Source organism: Paracoccus versutus (genome assembly GCF_029909795.1).
Taxonomy (GTDB): Bacteria; Pseudomonadota; Alphaproteobacteria; order Rhodobacterales; family Rhodobacteraceae; genus Paracoccus; species Paracoccus versutus.
In genome coordinates this window covers 1,357,751-1,378,553 of the sequence record NZ_CP038196.1, presented here as the reverse complement: position 1 = coordinate 1,378,553, position 20,803 = coordinate 1,357,751, and the positions used below count along the sequence as shown (strand labels likewise).

39 protein-coding genes and 1 pseudogene are annotated in these 20,803 nt (G+C 62.3%); 17 read left to right on the top strand and 23 right to left on the bottom strand.

Annotated elements, in window-relative coordinates:
- The first annotated feature begins 93 nt into the window (after positions 1-93).
- On the top strand, positions 94-501 hold the full coding sequence (locus E3U25_RS06845) for a SufE family protein (protein ID WP_036754663.1): 408 nt from the start codon (positions 94-96) through the stop codon (positions 499-501).
- Positions 502-503: 2 nt separating this feature from the next.
- Here the strand turns inward: E3U25_RS06845 and mnmA are convergent, their stop codons facing one another.
- Positions 504-1,673 carry a tRNA 2-thiouridine(34) synthase MnmA gene (gene mnmA / locus E3U25_RS06840; protein ID WP_036754660.1) on the bottom strand — a complete coding sequence of 390 codons (1,170 nt, stop codon included), beginning with the start codon at positions 1,671-1,673 and terminating at the stop codon, positions 504-506.
- A 163-nt stretch (positions 1,674-1,836) separates the two neighbouring features.
- Here mnmA and sciP point away from each other — a divergent pair, with 163 nt between their 5' ends.
- Both sciP and E3U25_RS06830 read left to right on the top strand, forming a co-directional pair.
- Positions 1,837-2,112, top strand: coding sequence for a CtrA inhibitor SciP (gene sciP, locus E3U25_RS06835; RefSeq protein ID WP_036754658.1), 276 nt, complete (start codon positions 1,837-1,839; stop codon positions 2,110-2,112).
- Between the two features lie 92 nt (positions 2,113-2,204).
- Positions 2,205-2,741: pseudogene (locus E3U25_RS06830) on the top strand (response regulator); the annotation flags it as partial.
- A gap of 43 nt (positions 2,742-2,784) precedes the next feature.
- Here E3U25_RS06830 and E3U25_RS06825 read toward each other — a convergent pair.
- The 20 genes from E3U25_RS06825 to E3U25_RS06730 all read right to left on the bottom strand — a co-directional run bounded on the left by E3U25_RS06825 (position 2,785) and on the right by E3U25_RS06730 (position 11,555).
- A complete protein-coding gene (locus E3U25_RS06825) occupies positions 2,785-3,780 on the bottom strand; it encodes a tyrosine-type recombinase/integrase (protein ID WP_244294894.1) in 996 nt (331 codons plus the stop codon).
- Positions 3,781-3,788: 8 nt separating this feature from the next.
- Positions 3,789-3,953: a hypothetical protein gene (locus E3U25_RS06820; protein ID WP_166435391.1), complete on the bottom strand. Its 165-nt coding sequence runs from the start codon at positions 3,951-3,953 to the stop codon at positions 3,789-3,791.
- Positions 3,954-4,298, bottom strand: coding sequence for a hypothetical protein (locus E3U25_RS06815; RefSeq protein ID WP_147304454.1), 345 nt, complete (start codon positions 4,296-4,298; stop codon positions 3,954-3,956).
- Positions 4,291-4,809 carry a hypothetical protein gene (locus tag E3U25_RS06810; RefSeq protein WP_116220837.1) on the bottom strand — a complete coding sequence of 173 codons (519 nt, stop codon included), beginning with the start codon at positions 4,807-4,809 and terminating at the stop codon, positions 4,291-4,293. The genes E3U25_RS06815 and E3U25_RS06810 overlap by 8 nt, the downstream gene beginning before the upstream one ends.
- Positions 4,806-5,213, bottom strand: coding sequence for a hypothetical protein (locus tag E3U25_RS06805; RefSeq protein WP_147304455.1), 408 nt, complete (start codon positions 5,211-5,213; stop codon positions 4,806-4,808). Before E3U25_RS06805 ends, E3U25_RS06810 begins: the two co-directional genes overlap by 4 nt.
- Positions 5,210-5,533: a hypothetical protein gene (locus tag E3U25_RS06800; protein ID WP_116220838.1), complete on the bottom strand. Its 324-nt coding sequence runs from the start codon at positions 5,531-5,533 to the stop codon at positions 5,210-5,212. The genes E3U25_RS06805 and E3U25_RS06800 overlap by 4 nt, the downstream gene beginning before the upstream one ends.
- Complete coding sequence (locus E3U25_RS06795; RefSeq protein ID WP_116220839.1) at positions 5,533-6,153, bottom strand: hypothetical protein; 621 nt, start codon at positions 6,151-6,153, stop codon at positions 5,533-5,535. The genes E3U25_RS06800 and E3U25_RS06795 overlap by 1 nt, the downstream gene beginning before the upstream one ends.
- Complete coding sequence (locus E3U25_RS06790; RefSeq protein ID WP_116220840.1) at positions 6,146-6,412, bottom strand: hypothetical protein; 267 nt, start codon at positions 6,410-6,412, stop codon at positions 6,146-6,148. Before E3U25_RS06790 ends, E3U25_RS06795 begins: the two co-directional genes overlap by 8 nt.
- 83 nt (positions 6,413-6,495) lie before the next feature.
- The gene (locus tag E3U25_RS06785; protein ID WP_116220841.1) at positions 6,496-6,705 is read right to left on the bottom strand and encodes a hypothetical protein; all 210 of its coding nucleotides are present in this window, start codon (positions 6,703-6,705) and stop codon (positions 6,496-6,498) included.
- Positions 6,706-6,729: 24 nt separating this feature from the next.
- Positions 6,730-7,083 carry a DUF968 domain-containing protein gene (locus E3U25_RS06780; RefSeq protein ID WP_147304456.1) on the bottom strand — a complete coding sequence of 118 codons (354 nt, stop codon included), beginning with the start codon at positions 7,081-7,083 and terminating at the stop codon, positions 6,730-6,732.
- Positions 7,080-7,766, bottom strand: coding sequence for an HNH endonuclease signature motif containing protein (locus E3U25_RS06775; protein ID WP_116220843.1), 687 nt, complete (start codon positions 7,764-7,766; stop codon positions 7,080-7,082). Before E3U25_RS06775 ends, E3U25_RS06780 begins: the two co-directional genes overlap by 4 nt.
- Complete coding sequence (locus E3U25_RS06770; protein ID WP_116220844.1) at positions 7,763-8,155, bottom strand: recombination protein NinB; 393 nt, start codon at positions 8,153-8,155, stop codon at positions 7,763-7,765. Before E3U25_RS06770 ends, E3U25_RS06775 begins: the two co-directional genes overlap by 4 nt.
- Positions 8,155-8,361 (bottom strand): hypothetical protein, encoded by a 207-nt coding sequence (locus E3U25_RS06765; protein WP_116220845.1) that lies wholly within the window; start codon positions 8,359-8,361, stop codon positions 8,155-8,157. The genes E3U25_RS06770 and E3U25_RS06765 overlap by 1 nt, the downstream gene beginning before the upstream one ends.
- Complete coding sequence (locus E3U25_RS06760) at positions 8,358-8,549, bottom strand: hypothetical protein (protein WP_116220846.1); 192 nt, start codon at positions 8,547-8,549, stop codon at positions 8,358-8,360. Before E3U25_RS06760 ends, E3U25_RS06765 begins: the two co-directional genes overlap by 4 nt.
- Entirely contained in the window at positions 8,549-9,247 is a 699-nt protein-coding gene (locus E3U25_RS06755) for a hypothetical protein (protein ID WP_244294897.1), read from the bottom strand. Before E3U25_RS06755 ends, E3U25_RS06760 begins: the two co-directional genes overlap by 1 nt.
- Positions 9,248-9,255: 8 nt before the next feature.
- Complete coding sequence (locus tag E3U25_RS06750; RefSeq protein ID WP_116220847.1) at positions 9,256-10,050, bottom strand: ERF family protein; 795 nt, start codon at positions 10,048-10,050, stop codon at positions 9,256-9,258.
- 9 nt (positions 10,051-10,059) lie between these two features.
- Positions 10,060-10,401 (bottom strand): hypothetical protein, encoded by a 342-nt coding sequence (locus E3U25_RS06745; RefSeq protein WP_147304457.1) that lies wholly within the window; start codon positions 10,399-10,401, stop codon positions 10,060-10,062.
- Positions 10,398-10,931 carry a hypothetical protein gene (locus E3U25_RS06740; protein WP_116220849.1) on the bottom strand — a complete coding sequence of 178 codons (534 nt, stop codon included), beginning with the start codon at positions 10,929-10,931 and terminating at the stop codon, positions 10,398-10,400. Before E3U25_RS06740 ends, E3U25_RS06745 begins: the two co-directional genes overlap by 4 nt.
- A 124-nt stretch (positions 10,932-11,055) precedes the next feature.
- Complete coding sequence (locus E3U25_RS06735) at positions 11,056-11,250, bottom strand: hypothetical protein (protein ID WP_116220850.1); 195 nt, start codon at positions 11,248-11,250, stop codon at positions 11,056-11,058.
- Complete coding sequence (locus E3U25_RS06730) at positions 11,250-11,555, bottom strand: hypothetical protein (RefSeq protein WP_116220851.1); 306 nt, start codon at positions 11,553-11,555, stop codon at positions 11,250-11,252. Before E3U25_RS06730 ends, E3U25_RS06735 begins: the two co-directional genes overlap by 1 nt.
- A gap of 843 nt (positions 11,556-12,398) precedes the next feature.
- Here E3U25_RS06730 and E3U25_RS06725 point away from each other — a divergent pair.
- The gene (locus tag E3U25_RS06725; protein WP_166435392.1) at positions 12,399-13,256 is read left to right on the top strand and encodes a hypothetical protein; all 858 of its coding nucleotides are present in this window, start codon (positions 12,399-12,401) and stop codon (positions 13,254-13,256) included.
- 4 nt (positions 13,257-13,260) lie between these two features.
- Here E3U25_RS06725 and E3U25_RS06720 read toward each other — a convergent pair whose 3' ends face one another.
- Complete coding sequence (locus E3U25_RS06720) at positions 13,261-13,485, bottom strand: hypothetical protein (protein WP_116220852.1); 225 nt, start codon at positions 13,483-13,485, stop codon at positions 13,261-13,263.
- Positions 13,486-13,629: 144 nt separating this feature from the next.
- The gene (locus tag E3U25_RS06715; RefSeq protein WP_147304458.1) at positions 13,630-14,136 is read right to left on the bottom strand and encodes a helix-turn-helix domain-containing protein; all 507 of its coding nucleotides are present in this window, start codon (positions 14,134-14,136) and stop codon (positions 13,630-13,632) included.
- Positions 14,137-14,394: 258 nt separating this feature from the next.
- On the opposite strand from E3U25_RS06715, the gene E3U25_RS06710 reads away from it, so the two are divergent.
- From E3U25_RS06710 to E3U25_RS06650, 13 genes are all read left to right on the top strand, one after another.
- Positions 14,395-14,607 (top strand): hypothetical protein, encoded by a 213-nt coding sequence (locus E3U25_RS06710; protein WP_116220855.1) that lies wholly within the window; start codon positions 14,395-14,397, stop codon positions 14,605-14,607.
- A gap of 323 nt (positions 14,608-14,930) precedes the next feature.
- On the top strand, positions 14,931-15,299 hold the full coding sequence (locus E3U25_RS06705) for a RusA family crossover junction endodeoxyribonuclease (RefSeq protein WP_116220856.1): 369 nt from the start codon (positions 14,931-14,933) through the stop codon (positions 15,297-15,299).
- Positions 15,296-15,634, top strand: a complete 339-nt coding sequence (locus E3U25_RS06700) for a GIY-YIG nuclease family protein (protein WP_116220857.1) — start codon at positions 15,296-15,298, stop codon at positions 15,632-15,634. The genes E3U25_RS06705 and E3U25_RS06700 overlap by 4 nt, the downstream gene beginning before the upstream one ends.
- Positions 15,631-16,464, top strand: coding sequence for a hypothetical protein (locus tag E3U25_RS06695; protein ID WP_147304460.1), 834 nt, complete (start codon positions 15,631-15,633; stop codon positions 16,462-16,464). Before E3U25_RS06700 ends, E3U25_RS06695 begins: the two co-directional genes overlap by 4 nt.
- A complete protein-coding gene (locus E3U25_RS06690; RefSeq protein WP_147304461.1) occupies positions 16,412-16,819 on the top strand; it encodes a hypothetical protein in 408 nt (135 codons plus the stop codon). Before E3U25_RS06695 ends, E3U25_RS06690 begins: the two co-directional genes overlap by 53 nt.
- Complete coding sequence (locus tag E3U25_RS06685) at positions 16,816-17,103, top strand: helix-turn-helix domain-containing protein (RefSeq protein ID WP_116220859.1); 288 nt, start codon at positions 16,816-16,818, stop codon at positions 17,101-17,103. Before E3U25_RS06690 ends, E3U25_RS06685 begins: the two co-directional genes overlap by 4 nt.
- Positions 17,100-18,455, top strand: coding sequence for a DUF4942 domain-containing protein (locus E3U25_RS06680; protein ID WP_116220860.1), 1,356 nt, complete (start codon positions 17,100-17,102; stop codon positions 18,453-18,455). Before E3U25_RS06685 ends, E3U25_RS06680 begins: the two co-directional genes overlap by 4 nt.
- Positions 18,452-18,838 carry a hypothetical protein gene (locus E3U25_RS06675; protein ID WP_116220861.1) on the top strand — a complete coding sequence of 129 codons (387 nt, stop codon included), beginning with the start codon at positions 18,452-18,454 and terminating at the stop codon, positions 18,836-18,838. Before E3U25_RS06680 ends, E3U25_RS06675 begins: the two co-directional genes overlap by 4 nt.
- Positions 18,831-19,007, top strand: coding sequence for a hypothetical protein (locus tag E3U25_RS06670; RefSeq protein WP_166435393.1), 177 nt, complete (start codon positions 18,831-18,833; stop codon positions 19,005-19,007). Before E3U25_RS06675 ends, E3U25_RS06670 begins: the two co-directional genes overlap by 8 nt.
- Positions 19,000-19,212, top strand: coding sequence for a hypothetical protein (locus E3U25_RS06665; RefSeq protein ID WP_116220862.1), 213 nt, complete (start codon positions 19,000-19,002; stop codon positions 19,210-19,212). Before E3U25_RS06670 ends, E3U25_RS06665 begins: the two co-directional genes overlap by 8 nt.
- Positions 19,209-19,865: a hypothetical protein gene (locus E3U25_RS06660; protein WP_147304462.1), complete on the top strand. Its 657-nt coding sequence runs from the start codon at positions 19,209-19,211 to the stop codon at positions 19,863-19,865. The genes E3U25_RS06665 and E3U25_RS06660 overlap by 4 nt, the downstream gene beginning before the upstream one ends.
- 377 nt (positions 19,866-20,242) lie before the next feature.
- Positions 20,243-20,467 (top strand): hypothetical protein, encoded by a 225-nt coding sequence (locus tag E3U25_RS06655; RefSeq protein ID WP_147304463.1) that lies wholly within the window; start codon positions 20,243-20,245, stop codon positions 20,465-20,467.
- Between the two features lie 81 nt (positions 20,468-20,548).
- Positions 20,549-20,791, top strand: coding sequence for a hypothetical protein (locus E3U25_RS06650; protein ID WP_147304464.1), 243 nt, complete (start codon positions 20,549-20,551; stop codon positions 20,789-20,791).
- Positions 20,792-20,803 lie beyond the last annotated feature (12 nt).

Here is a 20,803-nt window from a genome sequence, read left to right as displayed (position 1 = left end):
GTGATAGGCCAAGTCGGGCGGGCGCGAAAGCCTCTTTGACCTTGCCGCCCCGTCGCGCTATGCCAGTGCCGCCCGATGCGAGAGGATGCCCCGATGGCCACGCCCGCCTTTGAAGAAATCGCCGAGACCTTCGATTTCCTGGAGGATTGGGAAGAGCGCTACCGCCATGTCATCGAACTGGGCAAGGCGATGGCGCCGATGGATGCCTCGTTGCAGGTGCCCGCCACCAAGGTCGAGGGTTGCGCCAGCCAGGTCTGGATCATGCCCCGGATCGAGGCTGGCCGCTTCGACTTCCAGGGCGACAGCGATGCGCTGATCGTGCGCGGGCTGATCGCCATCCTGCATGCGCTTTATTCCGGCGTGCCGGTCGGCGAGGTGGCGGCGATCGACGCCAGTGCCGAGCTTGGCCGGCTGGGGCTGGAGGAGCATCTTTCGGCGCAGCGCTCGAACGGGCTGCGCGCCATGGTCGAGCGCATCCGCCTGCTGGCTGCGGCGGCCTGAACTCAGCCGCCGCGGCGATGCGAGATCCAGCCGCCGCCCAGCACGCGCGTCCCTTCGGTCGCGTAAAAGACGCAGGCCTGGCCGGGGCTGACGCCCTCTTCCGGGGCCAGCAGTTCGATCTCGGCGCGCCGCTCGCCGGTCGCGCGCAGGATGGCCGGCCGCGGCGGCCGGGTCGAGCGGATGCGGGCGGTGATCGGGATCTCGCCGGCGAAGGGCTCGTCGCCCAGCCAGTTCACCTCGGTCACCGGCACGATCCGGGTCGCCAGCGCCTGCTTGGGGCCGACGACGACGCGCCGCGTCTCGGGCTCCAGCCGCACCACGTAAAGCGGATCGCCCAGGCCGCCGATGCCCAGGCCGCGGCGCTGGCCGATGGTGTAATGGATCACGCCGCGATGCGTGCCCAGGATGTTGCCGTCCATGTCCACGATCTCGCCCGGATCGGCGGCGCCGGGGCGCAGCTTTTCGATCACGCCGGCATAGTCGCCATCGGGCACGAAGCAGATGTCCTGGCTGTCGGGCTTGTCGGCGACCGAAAGCCCGTATTGCGCCGCCAGCGCCCGCGTCTCGGCCTTGCTGGCCAGCCCGCCCAGCGGGAAGCGCAGGAAATCCAGCTGCTCCTGCGTGGTCGAGAACAGGAAATAGCTCTGGTCGCGGGCCGGGTCGGCCGCCATGTGCAGCTCGGCCCCGCGCGGGCCGTCGAAGCGGCGGATGTAATGCCCGGTCGCCATGCAATCGGCATCAAGCTCGCGCGCCGTCTCCAGCAGGTCGCGGAACTTCACCCGCTCGTTGCAGCGGATGCAGGGCACCGGCGTCGCACCGGCCAGGTAGGCATCGGCGAATTCCTCGATCACCGATTCGCGGAACCTGTTCTCGTAATCCAGCACGTAATGCGGAAAACCGATGCGCTCGGCCACGCGGCGGGCGTCGTGGATGTCCTGCCCGGCGCAGCAGGCGCCCTTTTTCGCCAGCGCCGCGCCATGGTCGTAAAGCTGCAGGGTCACGCCGATCACGTCATAGCCCTGCGCGGCCAGCATCGCGGCCACGACCGAGCTGTCCACGCCGCCCGACATGGCCACGACCACGCGCGTCTGCGCCGGCGGCTTGGCAAAGCCCAGCGAATTCACGGTCGAATCTGGCGCGTCATGGCGCAGAGAGGGGCTTGGCGCTGTCATGGATCGTCCTTTGCGCGGGCGCGCTGCTCTGGCCCGCAGTTCATGACATTTATAGGTAAAAACCGGCAATTCTCAAGGGCCGGGCCTGGAAAAACCCTGCGCCACTTCACCGGGGCTTAAGAAGTTTGCGACACAAGGAGGCAGAGAGAACAGGGACTTGCCGATGTTTTTGAAGAAAACTCCCGGTCTGCGCACCGTGATCCTGCCCGATGGCAGCATCCTGACCCAGGCCGATCTGCCCCAGCCGCAGACCCGCTGGGTGGCCAGCCGCAAGGCGGCGGTGGTCGATGCGGTGCATTACGGCCTCTTGTCGCGGGACGAGGCGATTCGCCGCTATGGCCTGACCGAGGAAGAGTTCGACGCCTGGGCCAGCGCCTTTCGCCAGCATGGCCGCAATGCGCTGAAAATCACGCATCTGCAGAAATTTCGGCAACCGTAAGTTGAGACAAATTTGATAAATAGGCCGGTAACGTGATATTAACCTTTTGCTGAGAGGTTTTGCCAGTAGCCTGGTTAGCAAGGGGAAATGACATGCGAATCCTTCTGGTCGAGGATGATCCGACCACGGCGCGCAGCATCGAGCTGATGCTGACGAACGCGAGTTATAATGTTTATCGCACCGATATGGGCGAGGAGGGCATCGACCTTGCCAAGCTCTATGACTACGACCTGATCCTGCTGGACCTGGACCTGCCGGACATGCACGGCATGGAGGTCCTGCGCCAGATCCGCATGTCCCGCATCGACACGCCGATCCTGATCCTGACCGGCTCGGACGACACCGAAAGCAAGCTGCGCGGCTTTGGCTTCGGTGCCGACGACTACATGACCAAGCCCTTCAACCGCGAGGAGCTGGTCGCCCGCATCCAGGCCATCATCCGCCGTTCCAAGGGCCATAGCCAGTCGGTGATCCGCACCGGCGAGATGGTGGTGAACCTGGACGCACGCTCGGTCGAGGTGGGCGGGCGCGCGGTCAATCTGACCGGCAAGGAATACCAGATCCTGGAGCTTCTGAGCCTGCGCAAGGGCACGACGCTGACCAAGGAGATGTTCCTGAACCATATCCATTTTACCGTAACGTGTTGATTTTTCATAGTCCGAATATGCCGTTTCAGCCTGCATTTCCCGATTCCCCTTTCGTTCGCCGTGCGTTCTGCGCCTCTCTGGCCTTCGCGCGCATGTCGGCTTTGCGGCTGTAGTGGCGCGCCATTTGCTCGCTCGAATGGCCCGTGATTGCCATCACATGCTCAATGCTCATGCCCGGCAGGCTGGCAATTTCAGCGGCGGCGGAATGGCGCAGGGCATGTATGTCCCAAGCCATGGCGTCGATCTTGACCCGCACTTCCGTCACCAGTTTGTGGGCTAGCGAGTAGCTGCACGGCCGGCCGTTTGGCTGCGCTATGATTGTCTCGCCCTGTCGTGGCGTCTGTTCGAGGATCGCGGCCAGCCCATCGGTGAACGGCACGAAGATGCCGGCCCCGGTCTTCTGTTGCCGAACCCAGATCCCGCCGTCCTCGATATCGTCCCAGCGCATTTTCAGCACGTCCCCGATTCGCTGCCCTGTCCCCAGCAGCATCTCGAAGATGAGCAAGGGCAGGGGCGCGGCCTCCCCTCTGAACGCCTTGATCTTGGCATCCGGCCAAGGCTCGCGCGGTGGGCGCAAGCCCTTGAGCTTCTCGACCCCCTCGGCTGGGTTGCGGTCCAACCAGCCGATCCGAACGCCATGCGCCAGCAGCGTGGATAGGGTGCCGATCTTGCGGTTGGCGTCGGTGGGCGTGTCTCGCAGCGCGTCCCGCATCTCGTAGATATGGGCGGTGCGCAGCGTGGCCGGATCGATGTGACCCGCAACCTCTTCTAGATAGCCGAAATGCCGACGATAGGATTTCTTGGTGTTCTGAGCGAGCGCGGGCCAGCGTTCGGATTCCATGTATTTCTGGATCAGGCCCTTGATCGTGCGCTTCGGGGCAGGTGGCCGGCCGCGCATCAGCAGGGCATATTCCGCCGCAAACTCGGCTGTTCCCGGCGCAGCATACATCCTCTGGGTCTTGCCCCAACGGCAGAAATAGAGATAGCCCTTCTTGCCTTTTTTATAAACGTAGCTTGGCAAAGACCGCTTCACCTCTTGCGGCTCCAATTGATCAGGTCAGCGGGCAGGGCATCCTTCGGCGTCTCGAATATCAGTTCGATCTTGTCGCCCTCGGCCTTGGCGCCGGCCACGATATAGCCGGCTTCCTTGCTGGCGATCAGCATGCGCTTGAGCGTGGTTTCCGGCCTCCCCATCTACGCCTCCCTCTGTGCGGTGCGATACGCTTTCAGGATCGCGATGAGCCAAGCGCGGGCGGGGGTGTCCGAAAAGCATGTTATTGCGAAGCCATCATTTAGGCTGACATGCGCGCGTGGCGTGTGGGTGCCAATGAGCGATTGACCAGTGGGCAGCAGGCATTGCATCAGAGACAGGGCGGCGTCTAGCGAGCCATCGAACGCATCGACGCAGGTAGCCCATAGGTCGTCGCCCAAAGCGCCGTGGACGATGCCCGACATTTCCAGAGACAGGGCCGGGGCGCCGTCAATGGTCAGGTCACCACGCTCCACCGCCGCAATCAGCTTGTCCATCGCTTCACTCATCCCCGCCTCCCTGTCCGGTGCGGCGGTTCCACCCATCTCGCAGCGCCTCATAGCTATCATGCTCACAGTTTGGCATGATGCAGTCCACGGTTTGGCACTCGGTATAGAACCGTCCACTGGACGCGGGGCTGTAGTCGTCGCAATTGACGAAAACTGGCTGCCCACACAGCGGACACGGCAGAAACTCGCTCTTCCATGCCATCACCCCCTTCTCCCCCGTGCTGGACAGGGCGGCGCGGGCGGCATTGAATTGCGCGAAGGTAAAGCGATCTGCCAGCCAGTTGGCCCCGTCGCCATAGAACAGCGACAATTCGTCGGTGTCCGCGTGCCCTTCCACCTCGCTATCGAAAAGGTCGGCAATGGCTGCGAACGGTTCCAGCGCCTCCCGCAGCCTCCGGTTTTCCTCGGCCAGAGCGGTGATGAGGTCGGCTGCGCGATGGGTTAGGCGACCTGTGGCAGTCCTTGCATCGTATGCCAGCAAGAGCTCCACCAGTTCCCGCGTGTCGGTCATTGATTCCCCCCCGCATCACGATCCCAATACTGCATATCGTCGTATATAATATCCCAAGCTGCTACGGTATCCCATGCGTAATCGCCAGACCCAAACTCAATCCCCTGAATTTTCAGAAGATCAATTGCATAACTGATCGCGTCAGATTTTTCGAAATCTGCTTTAGCTATAAGTCTTCTCACCATCGCCTCTACGAATTTAGACAGCGACCATCCGTTGGATGCTTTACGTATTTTAGCATAGATTGGAATTTGATGGAAATATTCAGCGCCGTTTACACTGATCGCACGATTGCCCTTGCTGTATTTTACGGGCCTTTCTGGGAGCTTTTCATAACATCGACCACACAGCCAATATCCGTCGATAATATCGCCATGGGGGTGTAGGCACGGGGTCTGTGTCATTTCAGCGTCTCCATTTCAGCGAGGATGGATTTGCAAAATGAGGTCAGTGGGGCATGATAATTCATTGCAAAGTCCGTGTTGTTGATCCGATCCATTATTTTGTCGACCGCCCGCTGCATTCCCTCCAGCGCCTTCTCGCGGCCATAGGCTTCAAGGGCGGTTTCGGCTTTCTCAGCGCGTTTGATCGCTTCCGCCAGTGCCCCGCAAACCGTATCGTGGGCCTTGGTCAGCCGCTCGATCTCGGCGCGGGCTGCTGCGAGGTCAGCCTTCGTCTGGCGCAGTTCTTTTTGCATCGGAATGAAGTCGGTGAACCTAGCCATCACTCCTCTCCTTTCAGGGCGCGCAGGGCGGCGTCGAAATCGGAAAATACCCCGGCGACGCTGCGCTTGAGGTCGCGCCCGTCTCCCCGCCATGCAGCATCCGCAATCATTTCGAGGCGGTTCCGCGCCATATTCGCCGCCTCTATCACCGCCGCGACCGTCTCGCTGGGCTGGGGCGGGTGGGCGCCACAGACGGCGCACGGGATATTCGGGTGCTTGGGGTTGTCCTCACAGGCAGCGCAGGCAGGCACCGCCTCTTGCGCGGTCGGGGTTGCGGCCGGTTGTAAGTAGAGGAAAATATCTTCTGGACGTCCGTTTTCCCGGACGAATTCCGAAATTTCATCGTCAGTCATCAACTGCTGTTCGTCCTGTGGGGCTGGCGTCAGGGCGGCTTCCGCGTTATCCCAGTTGACCACAAGAGTAGACGCAACAACCCCGTGCTCGGCGGCATCAGCCATAGCCCGACCGGCTTTAATCAGCGCCCGCACCTGCTGGCCCGAGGCGCAGAGGTCGGAGCGGACATAGGCTGCCTCACAGTCCTTCATCACCTCATAGGGATTAGCTTCAACCCAAGTGAGGTTGTCCTGATCTGCCCAGATCAATTCAGGCGCATCAGTCATCGCTGCCTCCTTCGGCTTCGGGGGTGGTGGGATAGAGCGTGGCCTTGACGCTGGCGATCCAGTCATCCATCGCCGAAACTTTTTCGACGGCCCACGCATCGAGCGGGTCGGTCGAAAGGCTGCCGTCGGGCATCGTGATGCTGGTTTTGATGTTATCGTATTCATCGGCCAGCAGATCGCAGCCCGCCAGCAGCAGGGCGCGCATGCCCGCCGCTGCCTTCCGGCGGGCGAGGACTTCGCGGATCGCGTCAGCCGCCATGATGCGGTTATCTCAGATCAGCCCGGAAAGCGGGTCGCGCAGGATGTCGTCAAGCCGTTCCAGTTCTGCCGTGTCGATGGGGGTCATGCCGATGCCTCCTGAATATCCGCAGCCGCGCGTACGATGGCGGCGGCAAAGGCGCAGGCCTGCTGCATGGTCATGGCGATGGTCACGCCTTCCTCGGCCATCGTATCCACGGCGCGGATCAGCACCCGGTCTTCAATGGATGTGACCCGCGCCAGATCGCCGCGCAGTCCGGGGTATTTCGGGGTGTCGTCAAAAATGATGGTCATGGATATACCTCCTTGCCGGGCCGGTCAGAACCAGTCGCCCAGGATTTGGTCGTCGTTTTGCGCAATCATCCGGTCCACGCGGGCCAGTAATTCCTCGCTAGATCCGTGTGCGGCATAGAAAGCGCGCGGAGAGTAGTGATAGGCGCCGGGGCCGAATTCGCGGCGATGATGGCGCGGGCAGAGTGGGAGCAGCCGCATATTGCTGCGCGGCTTGCCTTCGTGATGGACCTCGACCGGCCAGCAGCCGCACACCAAGCAGGGCAGGTGAGCGACGGCTTGCATGTGGCGCTTTTCGTCGGCGGTCTTGTGGTCGCGGCGGGTCTTGCCGTTGCCGACCTTCTGGCCCATCGGCCCCTTGAGGCGGGCGAGGAACGTCATGACCGCACCTCACCGATATGCTCTGCACTTCGGCGTCTGCCATGGTTCTCATGATACCCAAGAACCTTCTCTGCCGCGCCCCTAGCTGCCGCCGCTTCCTCTAGGGTGGCGAACGTTCCTAGAGAAATCTTCTTATTGTTAATGCCAATTTGGGCTACCCACTTCCCTCTAGTTTGGTAGACTCCACTGATGCCGCTTTTGTTTTTTTTGCTCATTGCTAAGTTGTGAGCATTTCCGGCCATGTCTGTTATCCGCAAGTTGTTTATGCGGTTATCAAGCTTGTTTCCGTTGATGTGATCGATAATACCAGTAGGCCAGTATCCATAGTGAATGCACCAAGCCACGCGGTGTTGGAGGAGTATTTTCCACAAAACAACTACTCTGCGATATCCGTGAACCGGGGAATCATCTCCTGCGGGCTTGCCGGCGCGTCTTGTATTCCACGCTTTACAATGATTTTCTTTTCGAAACCATTTCGCATCACGGGCTTTCCAGAGCATAACCCCTGTTTTCGGATCGTAATCAATTAACTCCCTAAGAATTTCTGGTGTTATTTCTTGGCCGCCCTTGGTGAAATACGACTTCACAACATTGTCCTGACTCTGCGTCTCGAACCGCTCTTTGCCATGGCATTGCGCACAGGCTGGGTTGGCTTCTTCGACAAGGCGGGATGTGTGGATCATGCGAAACCGCTCCTTTCCGCCTCGGTCCACGGCACAGCGTGGCGCGCACCGTATTCGTAGATGACCTCGATCAGATCGCGCATTTGCTGCACATTCAGGTGCGACGACCGGTAGCCGACCGGGAACGGGCCGCTTCCGTCCAGCCCCTCGGCAAACTGGCACTGGTGCCCAGACGAGTGCATGAACGCGGCTTTCCACGTGTCAGGCACCCAAAGCCGTCCCTCGGGCTTGGCCTGCGACACGTCGCGCAGCATGGCCCATAACTTTTTGTTCTGCGGCGGGGTCCGGGTCGGCGCGAGGATCGAGACGGTCGAGAACTGCGGCGCCTGCCGGATCGCTTCGGCGGCATAGGCGCGCTGACTGTCACCAAGCAGGTAGATCACCGGCATCAGCCAGCCTCCTGCCGCATGGATACCAGGGCCCGGCGCAGGTAATGGCGGGCGTGTTCGATGGCCTCGTCGGAAGCCTGAAAGCCCATGATATGCATGGCGGCTGCGTCAAGCAGAAGGTCGTCGCCGCGTGTCCAGCCGCCTTCCTGGACGGCTTGGATGGCGCCACGGCAGACCTGATCGGGGATGGGGCGAAGGGCGGTCATTGGCCGGCCTCCTTGACGGAGAACAGCACCGCCTCATGGGTCTGCTGGCGCTGGACAGCACCGGAACGATGCAGCCTTGCAAGCAGGCCCTTGGCCTGCGGGAGGGTCATGCCGGCGCGGTTGGCGTAGTCGGTGGCCGTGAGCGGAATGGCGCTGCCTTGGCGGTAGAAGGGAGCAAGGGCGTCCATCAAAAAGCCTCTTTCTCTTGCCAGACGCGGACGCCATTGATCGACCGGGCCTTGTGGTTGCGGCGCACGTAGTCCTCGATGAATGCCGTGACGGCATCCCGGTCATTGGTGGCTATGTCGTGCAGGGCCGCGCGATGGTCCTCGATCTGGTAGCGCGTGACAGTGCGCAGGCCCTTCACGGTGTCCCTGCTTGCGGCTGCCGCGCGGCGTTGCGCTTCTTCGGCCTCGCGCTGCGCCTCGGCGGCTGCGCGCTGCGCCTCAATGTCAGCGGCATTCGCGGCGCGCGCGGCTTCTTCGGCCTCGCGCATCTTGCGCGCCGCCTCGGCCCTTGCCGCGCGCTCGGCGGCTTCCTTCTCGGCGGCCAGCTTCTTTTTGAAACCGTCAACCAGAGAGACAAGGCCACTTTCGATGCGCTTGGCGTCGTCAATGCTCGGCTTCCAGCGCGCGCCCTCGGCCTTGTAAGCGTCATAGAGCGGGGCCGTGGCCGATTTCTGACCAGCCTCAAGACCCAGCCGAAACTCGCGCATTGCCTTGCGCAGCGCATCAACGGCCTTCATCTGGCCTTCGTTCTCAACTGGCGTTCCGTCCAGCCAGTTTTCTGCTTCCATGCGCTCACTTTCGTATTGAGCGCAAATAGCGTCGATGGGATCAGGAGGGTTGTTGCCTCCCATGACGGCGCGCGGATTCATCTCGTTCATTTTGAGCCTCAATAGGGGATTTCGCTGGCGTCGATCACGTCCGGCTTTCTGGCGTTGATAGTGGCTTGCAGCTTTCGCATCAGCGGCGCGAAGCTGTCTGCGGGAAGGTCGTGCAAATGCTCGATGCCTGCAGCTTTGGTGATCTGGTCCTCGGACACGCCGGCCTCGTCTGCCTTTTCGCGGATCTGGACGAATTGCTCCTGGCTGATCGTTTTCACCTCGACCCGGATCCTGTCATCAGGGCGCGGCGCGGCGCTCTGCGCATCGTCGTCAATTTCGGCTGACAGGCCGAGAGCCGCCTTGAGCGTGTATCGCTGCAAATAGGTGACCGCACTTCCGACGGCCTGGAAAGGGTTCTTGCTGCCCGAGCCATCCGGCGCGCACGTCAGCGACGTTTCCTCGCTGTGCCCGTGCGCGTGGGCGATGATGCAGGTGACGCGGACGCCGCCATTGCCCTGATCGGTGCGGAACCGATACGACAGGCCGAACTCCGAAAGGATCGGGTCGATCACCTTGGCGATGCCGGCCAGCGTCTCATGCTTGTAGTGCGTCCGCCCCTTGCTTGACGTGAAATCAACGGTGGCGTCTTTGACAATCGGCGGGATCTTGGACCGGGCCGCCGCCAGCGCAGCAGCGAACGCAACGCGGGCGTTGTCCCGGTCGTGGTCGCGCTTGAGCGCCAGCATCCGTTCCAGCTTGTCCAGGTCGGCATCGGGGTTCAACACCAGCCGCTCGATCATGTTGATCATGGGGTCGGCCGGAAGGTGCGCGACAGACCCATCATGCTTTGCGATAGCGTTCATGGGATGCTCCTATTCCGCTGCCAGATCGTGGCGCAGGTCGCGCATCTGATCGGCGTATTCGTCGGCGTCGTCTTGCTCTGCGGTCTGGCGCCATTCGATCAGCGCAAGATCTTCCTGCCGCGCGACCTCATCTTCGCCCAGCAGCGCAACCGCAGTTTCGCGGGTCTGCTTGCGACCGTCGAAGGTCCAGCTATCCAGAGAGATGTTGTTGACCCACTGAATGGACCGCATGCCGTAGCGGTCGCGGTGGCGTGACCAGAAGGCATCGATTTCAAACAGCGCCTCGGCCTCGACATAGCCTTCTGCGGCGTCCATGGTCAGGGTTCCTGTGTGATAGTCAAACCGGCTCATTTCCTGCACCCCTTCCCCTCGACGAAAACCGGGTGGCTCGCCGGGCAGCGAACGGTGGTCTGCTGCTGGATGACGATATTGCGCGGGACGTTGCGGTCCATGCGCTGGAGGTAGCGCAGCGCCGCCTCGGGACCGGCCAGAGCGGCAACGGCGCAGACATTGCTGGCCTTGCTGCTGCCGGCAGAGACGCCCCAGCCGAAGGTCTGCATGCCGGCGGTGAACGATCCGCTCGGATTGGTGTCCCCGAAGCAATTCGGGAAACTGTAGCCGTTCAGCTGCGGCGCGATGGCGCTGGAAGCGGAAGCCCGGCTGCGGGTCTGGTTGTTGACGGTTACGGCGCTGGACGCCTGCGACTTGCTGGTGGCATTGCCGCCTGTCACGTCGCCGCGCGGCTGTTCCGGCTGCGTCGGCGCCCAGCATTGGCCCTGATAAAGCTCCGTGCCCGGCGGGCAGAACCAGCCTTCGTCGCTGATCGCATGCGCTGACCCGGCCAGCATCGTGAGGCCAAAGGCGATGGCGATGGTTTTCATGGCGATACTCCTTAGACCCAGCCGTTCCCGTTCGCCCCGCGCTCAGCGGTGAACCAGTCACCGAAGCGGGACAGCGGACGGCGGAAAATGACGATGGTGGCGATGAAGGTGAGAGCGGACAGCATCAGCGCCGCTCCATCAGAGCGGCACATTCGTGGCTCGTGAGAGCGAAACAGTCGGCGGGGCGGGAGGCGCTGGCGCTCCATGCGTATCCGGCAAAGGCGCCGATCCCGAAGAACAGCATGGCGACGGCGGACAGGATCAGCACAACGACAACGGTTCCGTCCGTGGGCTCGTCGTAACGGTGGAAGGTGGACATCACGCGCCCTCCGAAATGCAGGTATTGAAGAAGTCTGCCGCAGTGGCGAAGGAGTCACCGCCGATCAGACCCTGCGCATAGCCAGCCATGTAGGCGGACAGCATCATCTTGCGTTCTTCGGAATGCGGCTGGGTGGGGATGTAGCCGACCGCCCATTCGGCGCCGGTCTCGAAGCTGTGCAGCGAGCGGCCGTCCTCGACACCGCGATAGACGACAGCAGCAACGTCGCGGCAGACAGTCTCAAGGGCGGGGTTCGCCACGGCCGGAGATGCCGACAGGGCGAGAATGATCAGGGAGCGTTTCATTGCACCACCTCGCACACGGGGCGCTCAGGAAGCGGGGCGGAAAGCGTGACGCTGCCCATGCTGATGAAGCAGTGCCGGATCGCGTCAACAACGTCCGGGTTGTCGAGGCACAAGCCTGCGATCAGGCCGGCGGGAACGGGGGATAGCGGGGCTTGCATGACAGGGGGTGTCTCCATCTCGGGGTGGTGCCAAGGCTCGGCTTCGTCGCTTGGCTTGAGATGAAGAATGGGGTAAGTTTACCCCTCTGTCAACAAGAAAAGAGTAAAAATACTCCACATTGCTTCCGCCCCCGATTCGCCCATGCTATACAGGGCAAGCCGGGACTCGGTTCCTGGCGCGGAAGAAGGGGTGTGATTCGGGGTGTGGGAAGGTGGTAGGGGAGGCGTTGAAGCACCTCCCCCTGGGCGTCAGAAGGGCCAGAGGCCCAGATCGTGAAGCCCGGCCAGAATGGTGATGATCGCCGCGAGGACGAACAGCAGCCGTTCCGCCACCTTCAATCGGTTCTGCATTGGATGTTCCGCAGCAGCGCCCGACGCGTCGGGCATGGTTGAAGCCACACCCAGTATTTATACCCCGCCCTAGCGAGGCGGCTTGGCTTCGGGTGAGCGCTCACCTTCGGCCGGCGACGGGATGAGGCTTATGAGGCCCTTTCATGGCATCCCGCCTTCGCAGCCCTGGATGGGCCACTTAGGGGTTCCACCCCCTGACGACAGTCTCCGGGTGCCCTCTCGGATCGCAGACTGTCGCTGCGGCCAGTCTGGCATCTTCCGCGCCGGAGTCGAGTCCCGGTAGCCAGCGCCGGGCTGCGGCGCATGAAAAAGCCCGCCGATTCGGGGATGACAGATGCTTCCGGTTCGCTACTCTGACGCGATGAAAGACGCTCCTGCACACCTCGTCCTCAAGCTGGACACTGACGAACCGATTGAACTGGGGGCCTTCGTTGGCGCGTTCACCAGCATCGGAAACGAATTGGAGCGTTTCGTCGGGGAGCGTTACCCGGACTTCAAGGGTAAGGCGGAGTTCTACGTCAGGGAGGTGCGGGCCGGCTGTGTCGAGGCAGATATCATCCCGTTGCTTGGGTCCGGGATGATGTTCGCTCTGAGTCAAGCTGAAAGCCTTATGCTGGTCGAGGATTTCGTTCGGAGGTGGGGATCGCGAATCCAATCCTTCGTCCGGCGAGACCGAGCAGCGCAGCCAGACACCAAAGCAGAGGTTAAAGACTACCTGAACGCTGTAGTCGCAATAGCCAACGACCCGAACGCTGCATCAAGCCTGTCCGCTGCCGTGTTCGAGGACGGAAAGCGGGAAATAAAGATCGGATTTCAGTTCACATCCGAGGAAGCGCGGGAGGCGATAGCCGCGATAGAGGACCGTCGCGCCCAAGAGAAGAAAGACGACGATCACAGCAAGATTCATCACCGGGTGCTGATGGTATTCACACGGTCGGACATCTCCGACGTCGGCGTCGGAAAGCCATCTGGTGAGCGCGTTCTGATCTCAGAAATATCAGATCGCCCCTTGGCGCTCATGTATGGCGCTGATCTTGCAGCAGAGCGCATAAAGCACGAGATACGCGATGCTGACGACAACCTCTACAAGAAGGGATTCGTGGTTGATGTCCGCGTCCAGGCTCCGAACGGTCGCCCGGTAGCCTATGCGGTGATGGAGGTCCACGAAGTCATCCACCTGCCAGAAGAATAGGCCGCTAACCCTCCCAATCCCTCAGCATATCCGCCCAGTCGCACAGCATCCGCTCGGCGCCATAGTCGCCCTGTCGGTGCCGTTCCTCGGCGGCCGCCAGCAGGACGAACGGCAGGTCCATCAAGGGCACGGTGTCCGGCTGCAAGGTCTGCAAGCGCAGCAGTCCCAGCACCACGCGCGCGGCTGCCTCGATCTGTTCAACTTCCTCGCTGCGCGGCGTCTCCGACATGCTTACCCCTTGTTAACAAAGGCTAACCGCCTTCCCCTGCGCAACCGTCTTTTCGGACAATTGACCGGCAGGCGGATTCTTGCCTAACATCAAGTTCACGATATGTTCGCGAGTCGAGGGAGGGGATGATGCGGGACGATTGGGTTACGAAGGTGTTTGAGAGGTTGAGTCCACAGGGTCGTTCTGATCTTCTCCGTTTTGCAGAGCTTCTTCTTCAGCGCGAAGAAGAGACTGAGCAAAGAGACGCAGTTGCTCGTGGCTGCTCGGATTCCGAAGGCGGCGCATGATGCTGTTCATCTTGGCCACACCCTGGACGACATCAGGATTGACCTCGTCACCGAGGTATCGAACATTCCCTGCGTAAAAGTCAGACAGGGACACCTCGAAGAAGTCTGCGATCTTCGTCGCATCTTCGGCGTTCGGCTTCTCTGACTTGCCCTGATTTACGTTCTTCAGAATGTCGTATGATACACCGGATCTGGTGGCCACGTCGCGGAGGGATTTCCCGCGTCCAGTGACCTTCATGGCGTGCCTAAGTGCTTCAATAAAAGTCATTTCCATGGGGCAAATATACCCCATGGCCTTGGCCATGCGAATGGAGTAAATCTGCGCTTGCCTTATAGGGTAATTATACCCCATAATGCGCGGCATGGAACAACTCATCTCAGACATTGAAGCCTACTGCGCGCGCGAGGGGGTTAGCCCCCAGAAGCTCCTCCGGGATGCCATCAATGCTCAATGGGGCCAGTGGCAGAAGTGGAAGGACGGCGAAGCCAGCCCGACGATGAAGGTCGCTGACCGCATCCGAGAATACATGAAGCAAAACAGTTCGGTGCATGCAATTGCACGTGGGGATTCCTCCCCCTCCCGTCAACCCCGCCGGTCCGGGACCGGAAGGCGAGGTGTGGCATGAAGGCGTCAGCCCGACAAAGCGACGAGCGCCTGCTGACCATTCTCGACCGCGCCTATCGCGGCGAAACCCTCAGCCGGATCGCAGACGACATGGGCCTCGCGAAAGAGAGCGTCCGCACCCAGACGCGTCGTGTCCTTCGCGCTGACCTTGCCGAGAGCGGCGAGCCTTCCGGCGTGGTCCGTCTGGCCTACCCGTGGGCGAGGGTCTGATGATCGAAGCCCTCGCCATCCTCGCCCTTATGGCCTTCGTCGCCCTGCTGATCGCGGTGGTGAGGCTGTGACATGGCAGGCACCCCACACACCTGCGGCCGATGCGGCGCCCCGGCGCCCTACGGTTTTGGCCCGCCTCTCGGCCATCCTGACCGGGGCCGCGTCTGGGCCTGCCGAGAACACGTCGATGCCGCGCGAGAGTGGCACCGGGCAACGTATCACACCGGACCTGACAGCAAGAGCCGTCCGGGTCTGCAATCGCGATCCGGCGCTGATCGAACGCTACCTGCGGGTGCATCAGATCCTCGACAGGAGAAGTTGATTTGACGCTCGCCCGTATCATCCTTCCATGGCCGCCCCGCGCCACCAGTCCCAACGCAAGCGGGCAGGGGCAATGGCGCCGCAAGGCATCCGCAGCCAAGGGCTACAAGCTGGCCTGCTGGGCGCTGTGCGAGGCCGAGAAGATCCGCCCCGTCGATGCAATCGCCGTTGACGTGCTGGTGACGTTCTGCCCGCCGTCCCGCCGCCGGTTCGACCTCGATAACGCGCTGTCCCGATGCAAGCAGGGCCTCGACGCCGTGGCCGAGGCTATCGCCGTCGATGACAGCCAGTGGCGCCGCATCACCCTGGAGCGCGGGGAAGCCTGCCGAGATGGCGCCGTAATCGTTCACATCATGGAGGCCGAGGCATGAACGCCGATACCTATGTCTACGTTATCGCGGCAGAGGGCGATTGCCACACCAAAATCGGCATCGCCTACCAGCCAGAGAAGCGTCTCAGGCAAATACAAACCGGGAATCCATACTTTCTCTATATCGCCCGCCAGTGGGGACCAATGCCCCGTTCTCAGGCAGAGAAAATGGAGGTGAGGCTTCACGAATTCTTCGGTGATTTTTCCATCCGAGGCGAATGGTTTTTTGTCAATGCTGACGAAATTTCCGCCTTCGTGTCTGTCGCGATGACTGGAAGCGCCGATGACGCGGCGACGGCCCGCGAGCGCCTTTTCGAGAAGGTAGTTCACGGATGAGCGGGACGGTAAACATCGCCCGGTCAATCTTCGATCACGCTGTCTTTGCCGATGAGCCAAAGACCGAGCGTGAAGCGTGGATATGGCTCATCATGGAAGCGTCGTGGAAACCCCGGACGCGCCGGGTCGGCAGCGTTGTGGTGAATACGGAGCGTGGTCAGCTCGCTGCGTCTGTGCGCTTCTTGGCCGGGGCGTGGAAATGGACGGCACCGAAGGTGCAGCGCTACCTGAAACGCCTCGAAAAAATGGAGATGATCCGTTCCCAGGCCGATACAGGGGTGACGGTAATAACTATCTGTAATTACGACGAATATCAGGGCGTAGCGAAATCCACCGATACAGTCGCGATACAGTCGCGATACAGCGCCGATACAAACGAGAAGAAGGATGAAATAAGGGAAGAAGGTAATAAGAAGGATGCTAAAGCATCCAGGGCCGATGTGGCCGAGCCAGATCCAGCATCCCCTTCATTCGATGAATTCTGGGCCGTTTGGCCTCTTGGAAAAATCTCGAAAAAAGACGCCGAAAAGGCCTTTCGCAAGCTGTCTCCGCAGGACCGGAGGTTAGCGACCGAGCGATCAAGGCCATGGGCCGAGCAATGGCGACGAAGTCACCCTCACGCCAGCCCCATTCACCCAGCCACCTACCTCAACGCCGGTCGCTTCAACGACGAAATCCAGCCTAGCCTGACCATCATCAACGGATCGAACCATGACCGCCAATCTCCCCAGCAAAATCGCCACACTGCCGCCGATGACCGCTTTGGACGTATCGCAGATGCAGCCGTCCGAAATCGCGCACCATCGCGCCCAGATTTTGGCTTCGGTTGAGGTCGTCCTGCACGGCTACTGGCAGCCCGACGATGCGCAGGGGCTGCGTGCTGCGGTGCTGGCCGACTGGTGCGACGAGTTGGAGCCTTGGCCGGTCGAGAGCATCCGGGCGGCTCTGCGCAAGCACCGCAAGGACTTCCCGAACCGCCGGCCGAATCCGGGTCATATCCTGGCAATCCTGACCGACGCCTGGGGCCGCCGGAACGCCGATCAGGTCAAGGCCGCGATGGCACCGGCTCCCGAGCCTCCGAAGGAGCGCGTCAGCGCCGAGGCAGCCGCCGCCATCATGGCCGAGATGGGTGTTCGCAACCCGCTGGCGGTCAAGACCATCGCAGGTATCGAGGCCGCAGAATGACCCCGGCGCAGATCGAAGAAGCCCGCGCCATCGCCGCCCAGCCGGGCCGCGCTGCCGTCCTTCGCGCCATCCGCGACGTGTCTGCGCAATCCGGCGTCCCGGTCGGCGCCATCATGGGCCATGACCGCCGCCCCCGGATCGTCGCCGCCCGCCATCTGGCGATGCGCGTTGCCCACGATGCCGGCGTGTCGTTGGCCGAGATTGGCCGCGTCATGGGCCGGGATCACACCAGCGTCATGCACGCGGTTCGCAAGTCCCCCAACCGCACAGAGGTGAATGGATGACCGCACAAGCTCACATTTTCACCGGCACGGAGATCAGCACCGGCCGTCGTCGCCCGTCCGAAATCGTCGCGGAATACGACGCAAAGCGCGCGGCGTTGGCCGATGCGCTGGCAGCGTTCGAGGACGCTGGGTCCGCCCTCAAGGCAGCCGCCACCATCGGCGGGACGTGGGGCAACGTCACGCTGGACACCGGCCGGGGCATCTATCCCAGCTTGCTGGAAAAATCGCTGCTCCAATCGGCGTGGCGGCATGTCTACGAGCTGTATGGCCTGGAGCAGATCGCCAGCGCCTCGGCAAAGCGGGCCTATGAACAGATGTTCAGCGCACCGCCGCCGTTCACGGTCGAAAACATCCGCGAACAGTTCGGCGAGCTGGTTTCCGATCCGTGGGGCAGCGTACTGCGCGGGCTGGCCGAGGTGTTCAGCGGGCTGGATCCTGCTTTCCGCTCGCACGAGAAGATGAAGATCGGCGTGAAGGGCCTGCCCAAGCGCGTGATCCTCGATAACGTGGCCGGCTACGGTTCGTGGGGCCGGGATCGACTGCGCGACATCCTGAACGCGCTGGCCGCTTATCAGGGCAAGCCGCTGGTCGAATATCGCGAGATGGAGGCGCTCCTGAACGGTCAAGGATTACTTGACAGCTGGACTGCACCGAAGGACATGCACCGCGAGGAAGCGACCTTCCCGGCGCGTGGCGTCTGGCTCAAGCGGTTCCAGAACGGCAACGGGCACCTGTATTTCAGCCCCGAGGCCTTGGCCGACATCAACCGCGCGCTGGCCGAATACTATGGCGAGGTGCTGCCCGACTGCCCGGATGACGACGCTCGGCCGACCCGGCAGCGCGCCAGCACGGCCGTCAGCAAGGATCTGCAATACTACCCCACGCCGGCCGCGGTGGTGGATCGGGTGCTGGCCGACCTGCGCTATCGGATGCCGGGCCAGCGCGTTCTGGAGCCGTCCTGCGGCTGCGGGCGCTTCATGGACGCCCTGCGCGCCGCCGGCGCCGATGTGATCGGCTGCGAGGTGGACCCGGTTCGCGCCGCGTTGTGCGAGGCCAAGGGGCACCGTGTCATGCGGATGAATTTCCTCGAAACCGTGCCGACCGCCGATTTCGACCAGGTGGTGATGAATCCGCCGTTCTATGGCCTCCACTATGCCAAGCACGTGCGGCACGCGCTGAAATTCCTCAAGCCCGGCGGCCGGCTGACCGCGATCCTGCCCGCCTCGGCGCGCTACGACCATGGCGAGCTGGATGACCTGCGCCCGCATTGGGATGACCTGCCGGTCGGATCGTTCAGCGAGAGCGGCACGAACATCAACACCGTCGTCGCGACGATAAGGAGGTCGGCATGACCCTGACCGCCCCGTCCCACCTGCGCGGCCCTATCCGCCGCTCCGATCCACGCTGGGGTGAGCGGCTGGCTTGGATCATCCAGCACAATGACGCCCGGCACCGGCAGTCCGACATGGCCGCAGCCCTCGGCATTCGCCAGGCATCCCTCAGCCTGATCATGACCAAGGCCGGCATCCACAAGCCGCACGCCGCGCCCCGCGCCAGAGCGATGTGTCGGCACGGCCTGCGTCTCGGAAGGATGGTGGAGATGTTCGACGCCCTGCCGGTCGATCTGCGCTCGGATCTGGCGAGAGAGGCCGCAGATTTGCGCGGGACGATAGCGGATGCCATCGCAGCACGGCTGGCACCGCCAAAAACCGGGTCAGGAGCGGCCAATGGCTGATTTTCCGACCCACGACAGCCCGGAGCGAAGGAAGCCTCTCACGGGCCGCCAGAAGGCCGCACAGCGCGAGACAGCCCGCAAGGCGAGGCAGGCGGAGCGGCGACACAACCACGAGCAGGAGCGGATGATGACCAGGCAGGTGAACGAGGAGAAATGGCAGGATGAGTGACGACGCGGTGATGATGGCGTGGGCGTTGGTGACGCTGATCGGGATCGGCACCATCGCCGTGCTGATCGGTGAGGGATTGGCTGCGCTGGCCCGCTGGTATTTCCGGCGTCGTGGCTGGCTGCCTGAGAGGGAGATCGTCCTGCGGATGCCAATGAACAGCCGTGTCACGACCTTTGAGCGGAAATGGGAAGGCGACGACAAATGACCAAGGCTCGCACAAAAGGCCAAAAGCTTGCCATGCGACGCCGCCGTGCGCTGCTTACCGCCGCGCCGGAGGGGCTGCCCGAGCTGGCGCCCATCGAACGGCGGTATCAATCCGGGCGCAAGGTGACGGCCGACCGCGACCCGCAGCGCACCGTCCTCAAGGCCCGCTGCGCACACATGGGCAAGGACGACACCAAGGAGAACCGCCGCATGATGCGAATGGCGATGATGGGCGATCAGGCAGGCCAAGCCATCGCCCTCGGGGCAACCGGCCCCAAGGAGGCCGCGCGGCTGTGGCAGGCGTTCACGACGCTGGATGCGGCCGACGAGGTTTATCACCGCCGCATCCTCGGTCGGTCCCGGCATGCGAAATGCGGCAAGGTGGAATTCATGCCGGAACGGTTCGAGGCTCGCCCCGACGATAAGCCCAGCTATCGCACCGAGGACCAGAAGGACGCGGCAGCCGTGAAGGCGTGGACGCAATGGCATGGCGCCGTGGGACACCTCGCATCGCATGAACAGTCTGCGATCTGGGACGGCGTGTATCTGCGCGGGGAATTGCAGCGCGGTGGCGTCCTGACGACGATGGGCAGCGCATTCGTCCAGGCATTGCGCATTCTTTCAGGCGTTTCTGCCACAAAGGGCTTGATCTGATAGCCGAAACGTGTAATTTGGCATCATCGCAAGGAGTTGCGACTTGAGGGCGGGGAAGGCCGCCCTTTTCGATTCCGCTCTTTGGCGGTGCGATGTAACGAGGCACGGTCGCGCATTAGGTTGTGGCGATATAGCTGTTCGGCCCAGACGTGGGGCATCGCATCTCCTGAGCGCGGCGCGCGTGAACGAAGGTGGGTAGCCCTGATGGGTGACAATCTCACGGACGCGCTCAACAGGTCTCCGGCTCTGCGCGGATTGATCACCGCAGGCATCCGGACTTGGAGCAATATCAAGAAATTCGATAATGCTCGAAAGTCCACATCGCAAGTGTGGCCGGTGGGGTAGCTGCCACCGTCAGTTTCTAGGGGATCGCTACAATGCGCGGTCTTGCGTATCGCAGGCACAACGAAGAGAAGGCCAAGGCGAAAGCGGCGGTTATCTCTCGTGTGTTCCATGGCGTGAAAGAGCCTGACGCCTCGCGCATTGGTAAGGTGGCGCACACCCGTGTCGTGTGCAGCGGCCCCTGCTGCGGAAACCCTCGCAGGCATTTTGGCAAGATGACGATGCAAGAGCGCCGCTCGCCGGCAATGCTCAACGACTAATCCGCTACGCTCGTAGGCGAGCACGTTCACGGCCCCGCCCGAGAGATCGGCGCGGGGTTTCCCCATTTCATGGAGGCCGCAATGGCTGATGTATTCAAGGGCGATCTTGCTTTCGCGAAGGTCGTCGAGACTCCGGAGGGCCCGGCGCTGCTGGTTGGCTATCGCGTCATCCGGGTGCAGGGCCTCAAGGATGACAGCGAGTTGGACGCCATCTGTCGCGCGCTCAGGGGCTCGGCCGATGCCGAGATTGCCGGCGTCGGCCTGCAAGGCGCGTCCGACGCAATCGTCAGGGCGGCTCGCGGCATCAGTTCAGGCCGAGGCTAATCCCATGCTCAT

Coding starts and splice junctions, on each gene's coding strand:
- E3U25_RS06710 (WP_116220855.1), top strand. CDS start 14,395: ATGAAGGCGTCAGCCCGACAAAGCGACGAGCGCCTGCTGACCATTCTC.
- E3U25_RS06810 (WP_116220837.1), bottom strand. CDS start 4,809: ATGACCGACACGCGGGAACTGGTGGAGCTCTTGCTGGCATACGATGCA.
- E3U25_RS06745 (WP_147304457.1), bottom strand. CDS start 10,401: ATGAGCCGGTTTGACTATCACACAGGAACCCTGACCATGGACGCCGCA.
- E3U25_RS06695 (WP_147304460.1), top strand. CDS start 15,631: ATGAGCGGGACGGTAAACATCGCCCGGTCAATCTTCGATCACGCTGTC.
- E3U25_RS06775 (WP_116220843.1), bottom strand. CDS start 7,766: ATGATCCACACATCCCGCCTTGTCGAAGAAGCCAACCCAGCCTGTGCG.
- E3U25_RS06675 (WP_116220861.1), top strand. CDS start 18,452: ATGACCCTGACCGCCCCGTCCCACCTGCGCGGCCCTATCCGCCGCTCC.
- E3U25_RS06740 (WP_116220849.1), bottom strand. CDS start 10,931: ATGAAAACCATCGCCATCGCCTTTGGCCTCACGATGCTGGCCGGGTCA.
- E3U25_RS06755 (WP_244294897.1), bottom strand. CDS start 9,247: ATGAACGAGATGAATCCGCGCGCCGTCATGGGAGGCAACAACCCTCCT.
- E3U25_RS06690 (WP_147304461.1), top strand. CDS start 16,412: ATGCAGCCGTCCGAAATCGCGCACCATCGCGCCCAGATTTTGGCTTCG.
- E3U25_RS06660 (WP_147304462.1), top strand. CDS start 19,209: ATGACCAAGGCTCGCACAAAAGGCCAAAAGCTTGCCATGCGACGCCGC.
- E3U25_RS06680 (WP_116220860.1), top strand. CDS start 17,100: ATGACCGCACAAGCTCACATTTTCACCGGCACGGAGATCAGCACCGGC.
- E3U25_RS06800 (WP_116220838.1), bottom strand. CDS start 5,533: ATGGCTAGGTTCACCGACTTCATTCCGATGCAAAAAGAACTGCGCCAG.
- E3U25_RS06805 (WP_147304455.1), bottom strand. CDS start 5,213: ATGACACAGACCCCGTGCCTACACCCCCATGGCGATATTATCGACGGA.
- E3U25_RS06795 (WP_116220839.1), bottom strand. CDS start 6,153: ATGACTGATGCGCCTGAATTGATCTGGGCAGATCAGGACAACCTCACT.
- E3U25_RS06685 (WP_116220859.1), top strand. CDS start 16,816: ATGACCCCGGCGCAGATCGAAGAAGCCCGCGCCATCGCCGCCCAGCCG.
- E3U25_RS06665 (WP_116220862.1), top strand. CDS start 19,000: ATGAGTGACGACGCGGTGATGATGGCGTGGGCGTTGGTGACGCTGATC.
- E3U25_RS06845 (WP_036754663.1), top strand. CDS start 94: ATGGCCACGCCCGCCTTTGAAGAAATCGCCGAGACCTTCGATTTCCTG.
- E3U25_RS06815 (WP_147304454.1), bottom strand. CDS start 4,298: ATGAGTGAAGCGATGGACAAGCTGATTGCGGCGGTGGAGCGTGGTGAC.
- E3U25_RS06785 (WP_116220841.1), bottom strand. CDS start 6,705: ATGACCATCATTTTTGACGACACCCCGAAATACCCCGGACTGCGCGGC.
- E3U25_RS06750 (WP_116220847.1), bottom strand. CDS start 10,050: ATGAACGCTATCGCAAAGCATGATGGGTCTGTCGCGCACCTTCCGGCC.
- sciP (WP_036754658.1), top strand. CDS start 1,837: ATGTTTTTGAAGAAAACTCCCGGTCTGCGCACCGTGATCCTGCCCGAT.
- E3U25_RS06725 (WP_166435392.1), top strand. CDS start 12,399: ATGCTTCCGGTTCGCTACTCTGACGCGATGAAAGACGCTCCTGCACAC.
- E3U25_RS06780 (WP_147304456.1), bottom strand. CDS start 7,083: ATGACGTTCCTCGCCCGCCTCAAGGGGCCGATGGGCCAGAAGGTCGGC.
- mnmA (WP_036754660.1), bottom strand. CDS start 1,673: ATGACAGCGCCAAGCCCCTCTCTGCGCCATGACGCGCCAGATTCGACC.
- E3U25_RS06730 (WP_116220851.1), bottom strand. CDS start 11,555: ATGAAACGCTCCCTGATCATTCTCGCCCTGTCGGCATCTCCGGCCGTG.
- E3U25_RS06720 (WP_116220852.1), bottom strand. CDS start 13,485: ATGTCGGAGACGCCGCGCAGCGAGGAAGTTGAACAGATCGAGGCAGCC.
- E3U25_RS06760 (WP_116220846.1), bottom strand. CDS start 8,549: ATGGACGCCCTTGCTCCCTTCTACCGCCAAGGCAGCGCCATTCCGCTC.
- E3U25_RS06715 (WP_147304458.1), bottom strand. CDS start 14,136: ATGCCGCGCATTATGGGGTATAATTACCCTATAAGGCAAGCGCAGATT.
- E3U25_RS06700 (WP_116220857.1), top strand. CDS start 15,296: ATGAACGCCGATACCTATGTCTACGTTATCGCGGCAGAGGGCGATTGC.
- E3U25_RS06765 (WP_116220845.1), bottom strand. CDS start 8,361: ATGACCGCCCTTCGCCCCATCCCCGATCAGGTCTGCCGTGGCGCCATC.
- E3U25_RS06650 (WP_147304464.1), top strand. CDS start 20,549: ATGGCTGATGTATTCAAGGGCGATCTTGCTTTCGCGAAGGTCGTCGAG.
- E3U25_RS06655 (WP_147304463.1), top strand. CDS start 20,243: ATGCGCGGTCTTGCGTATCGCAGGCACAACGAAGAGAAGGCCAAGGCG.
- E3U25_RS06770 (WP_116220844.1), bottom strand. CDS start 8,155: ATGCCGGTGATCTACCTGCTTGGTGACAGTCAGCGCGCCTATGCCGCC.
- E3U25_RS06820 (WP_166435391.1), bottom strand. CDS start 3,953: ATGGGGAGGCCGGAAACCACGCTCAAGCGCATGCTGATCGCCAGCAAG.
- E3U25_RS06670 (WP_166435393.1), top strand. CDS start 18,831: ATGGCTGATTTTCCGACCCACGACAGCCCGGAGCGAAGGAAGCCTCTC.
- E3U25_RS06790 (WP_116220840.1), bottom strand. CDS start 6,412: ATGGCGGCTGACGCGATCCGCGAAGTCCTCGCCCGCCGGAAGGCAGCG.
- E3U25_RS06735 (WP_116220850.1), bottom strand. CDS start 11,250: ATGTCCACCTTCCACCGTTACGACGAGCCCACGGACGGAACCGTTGTC.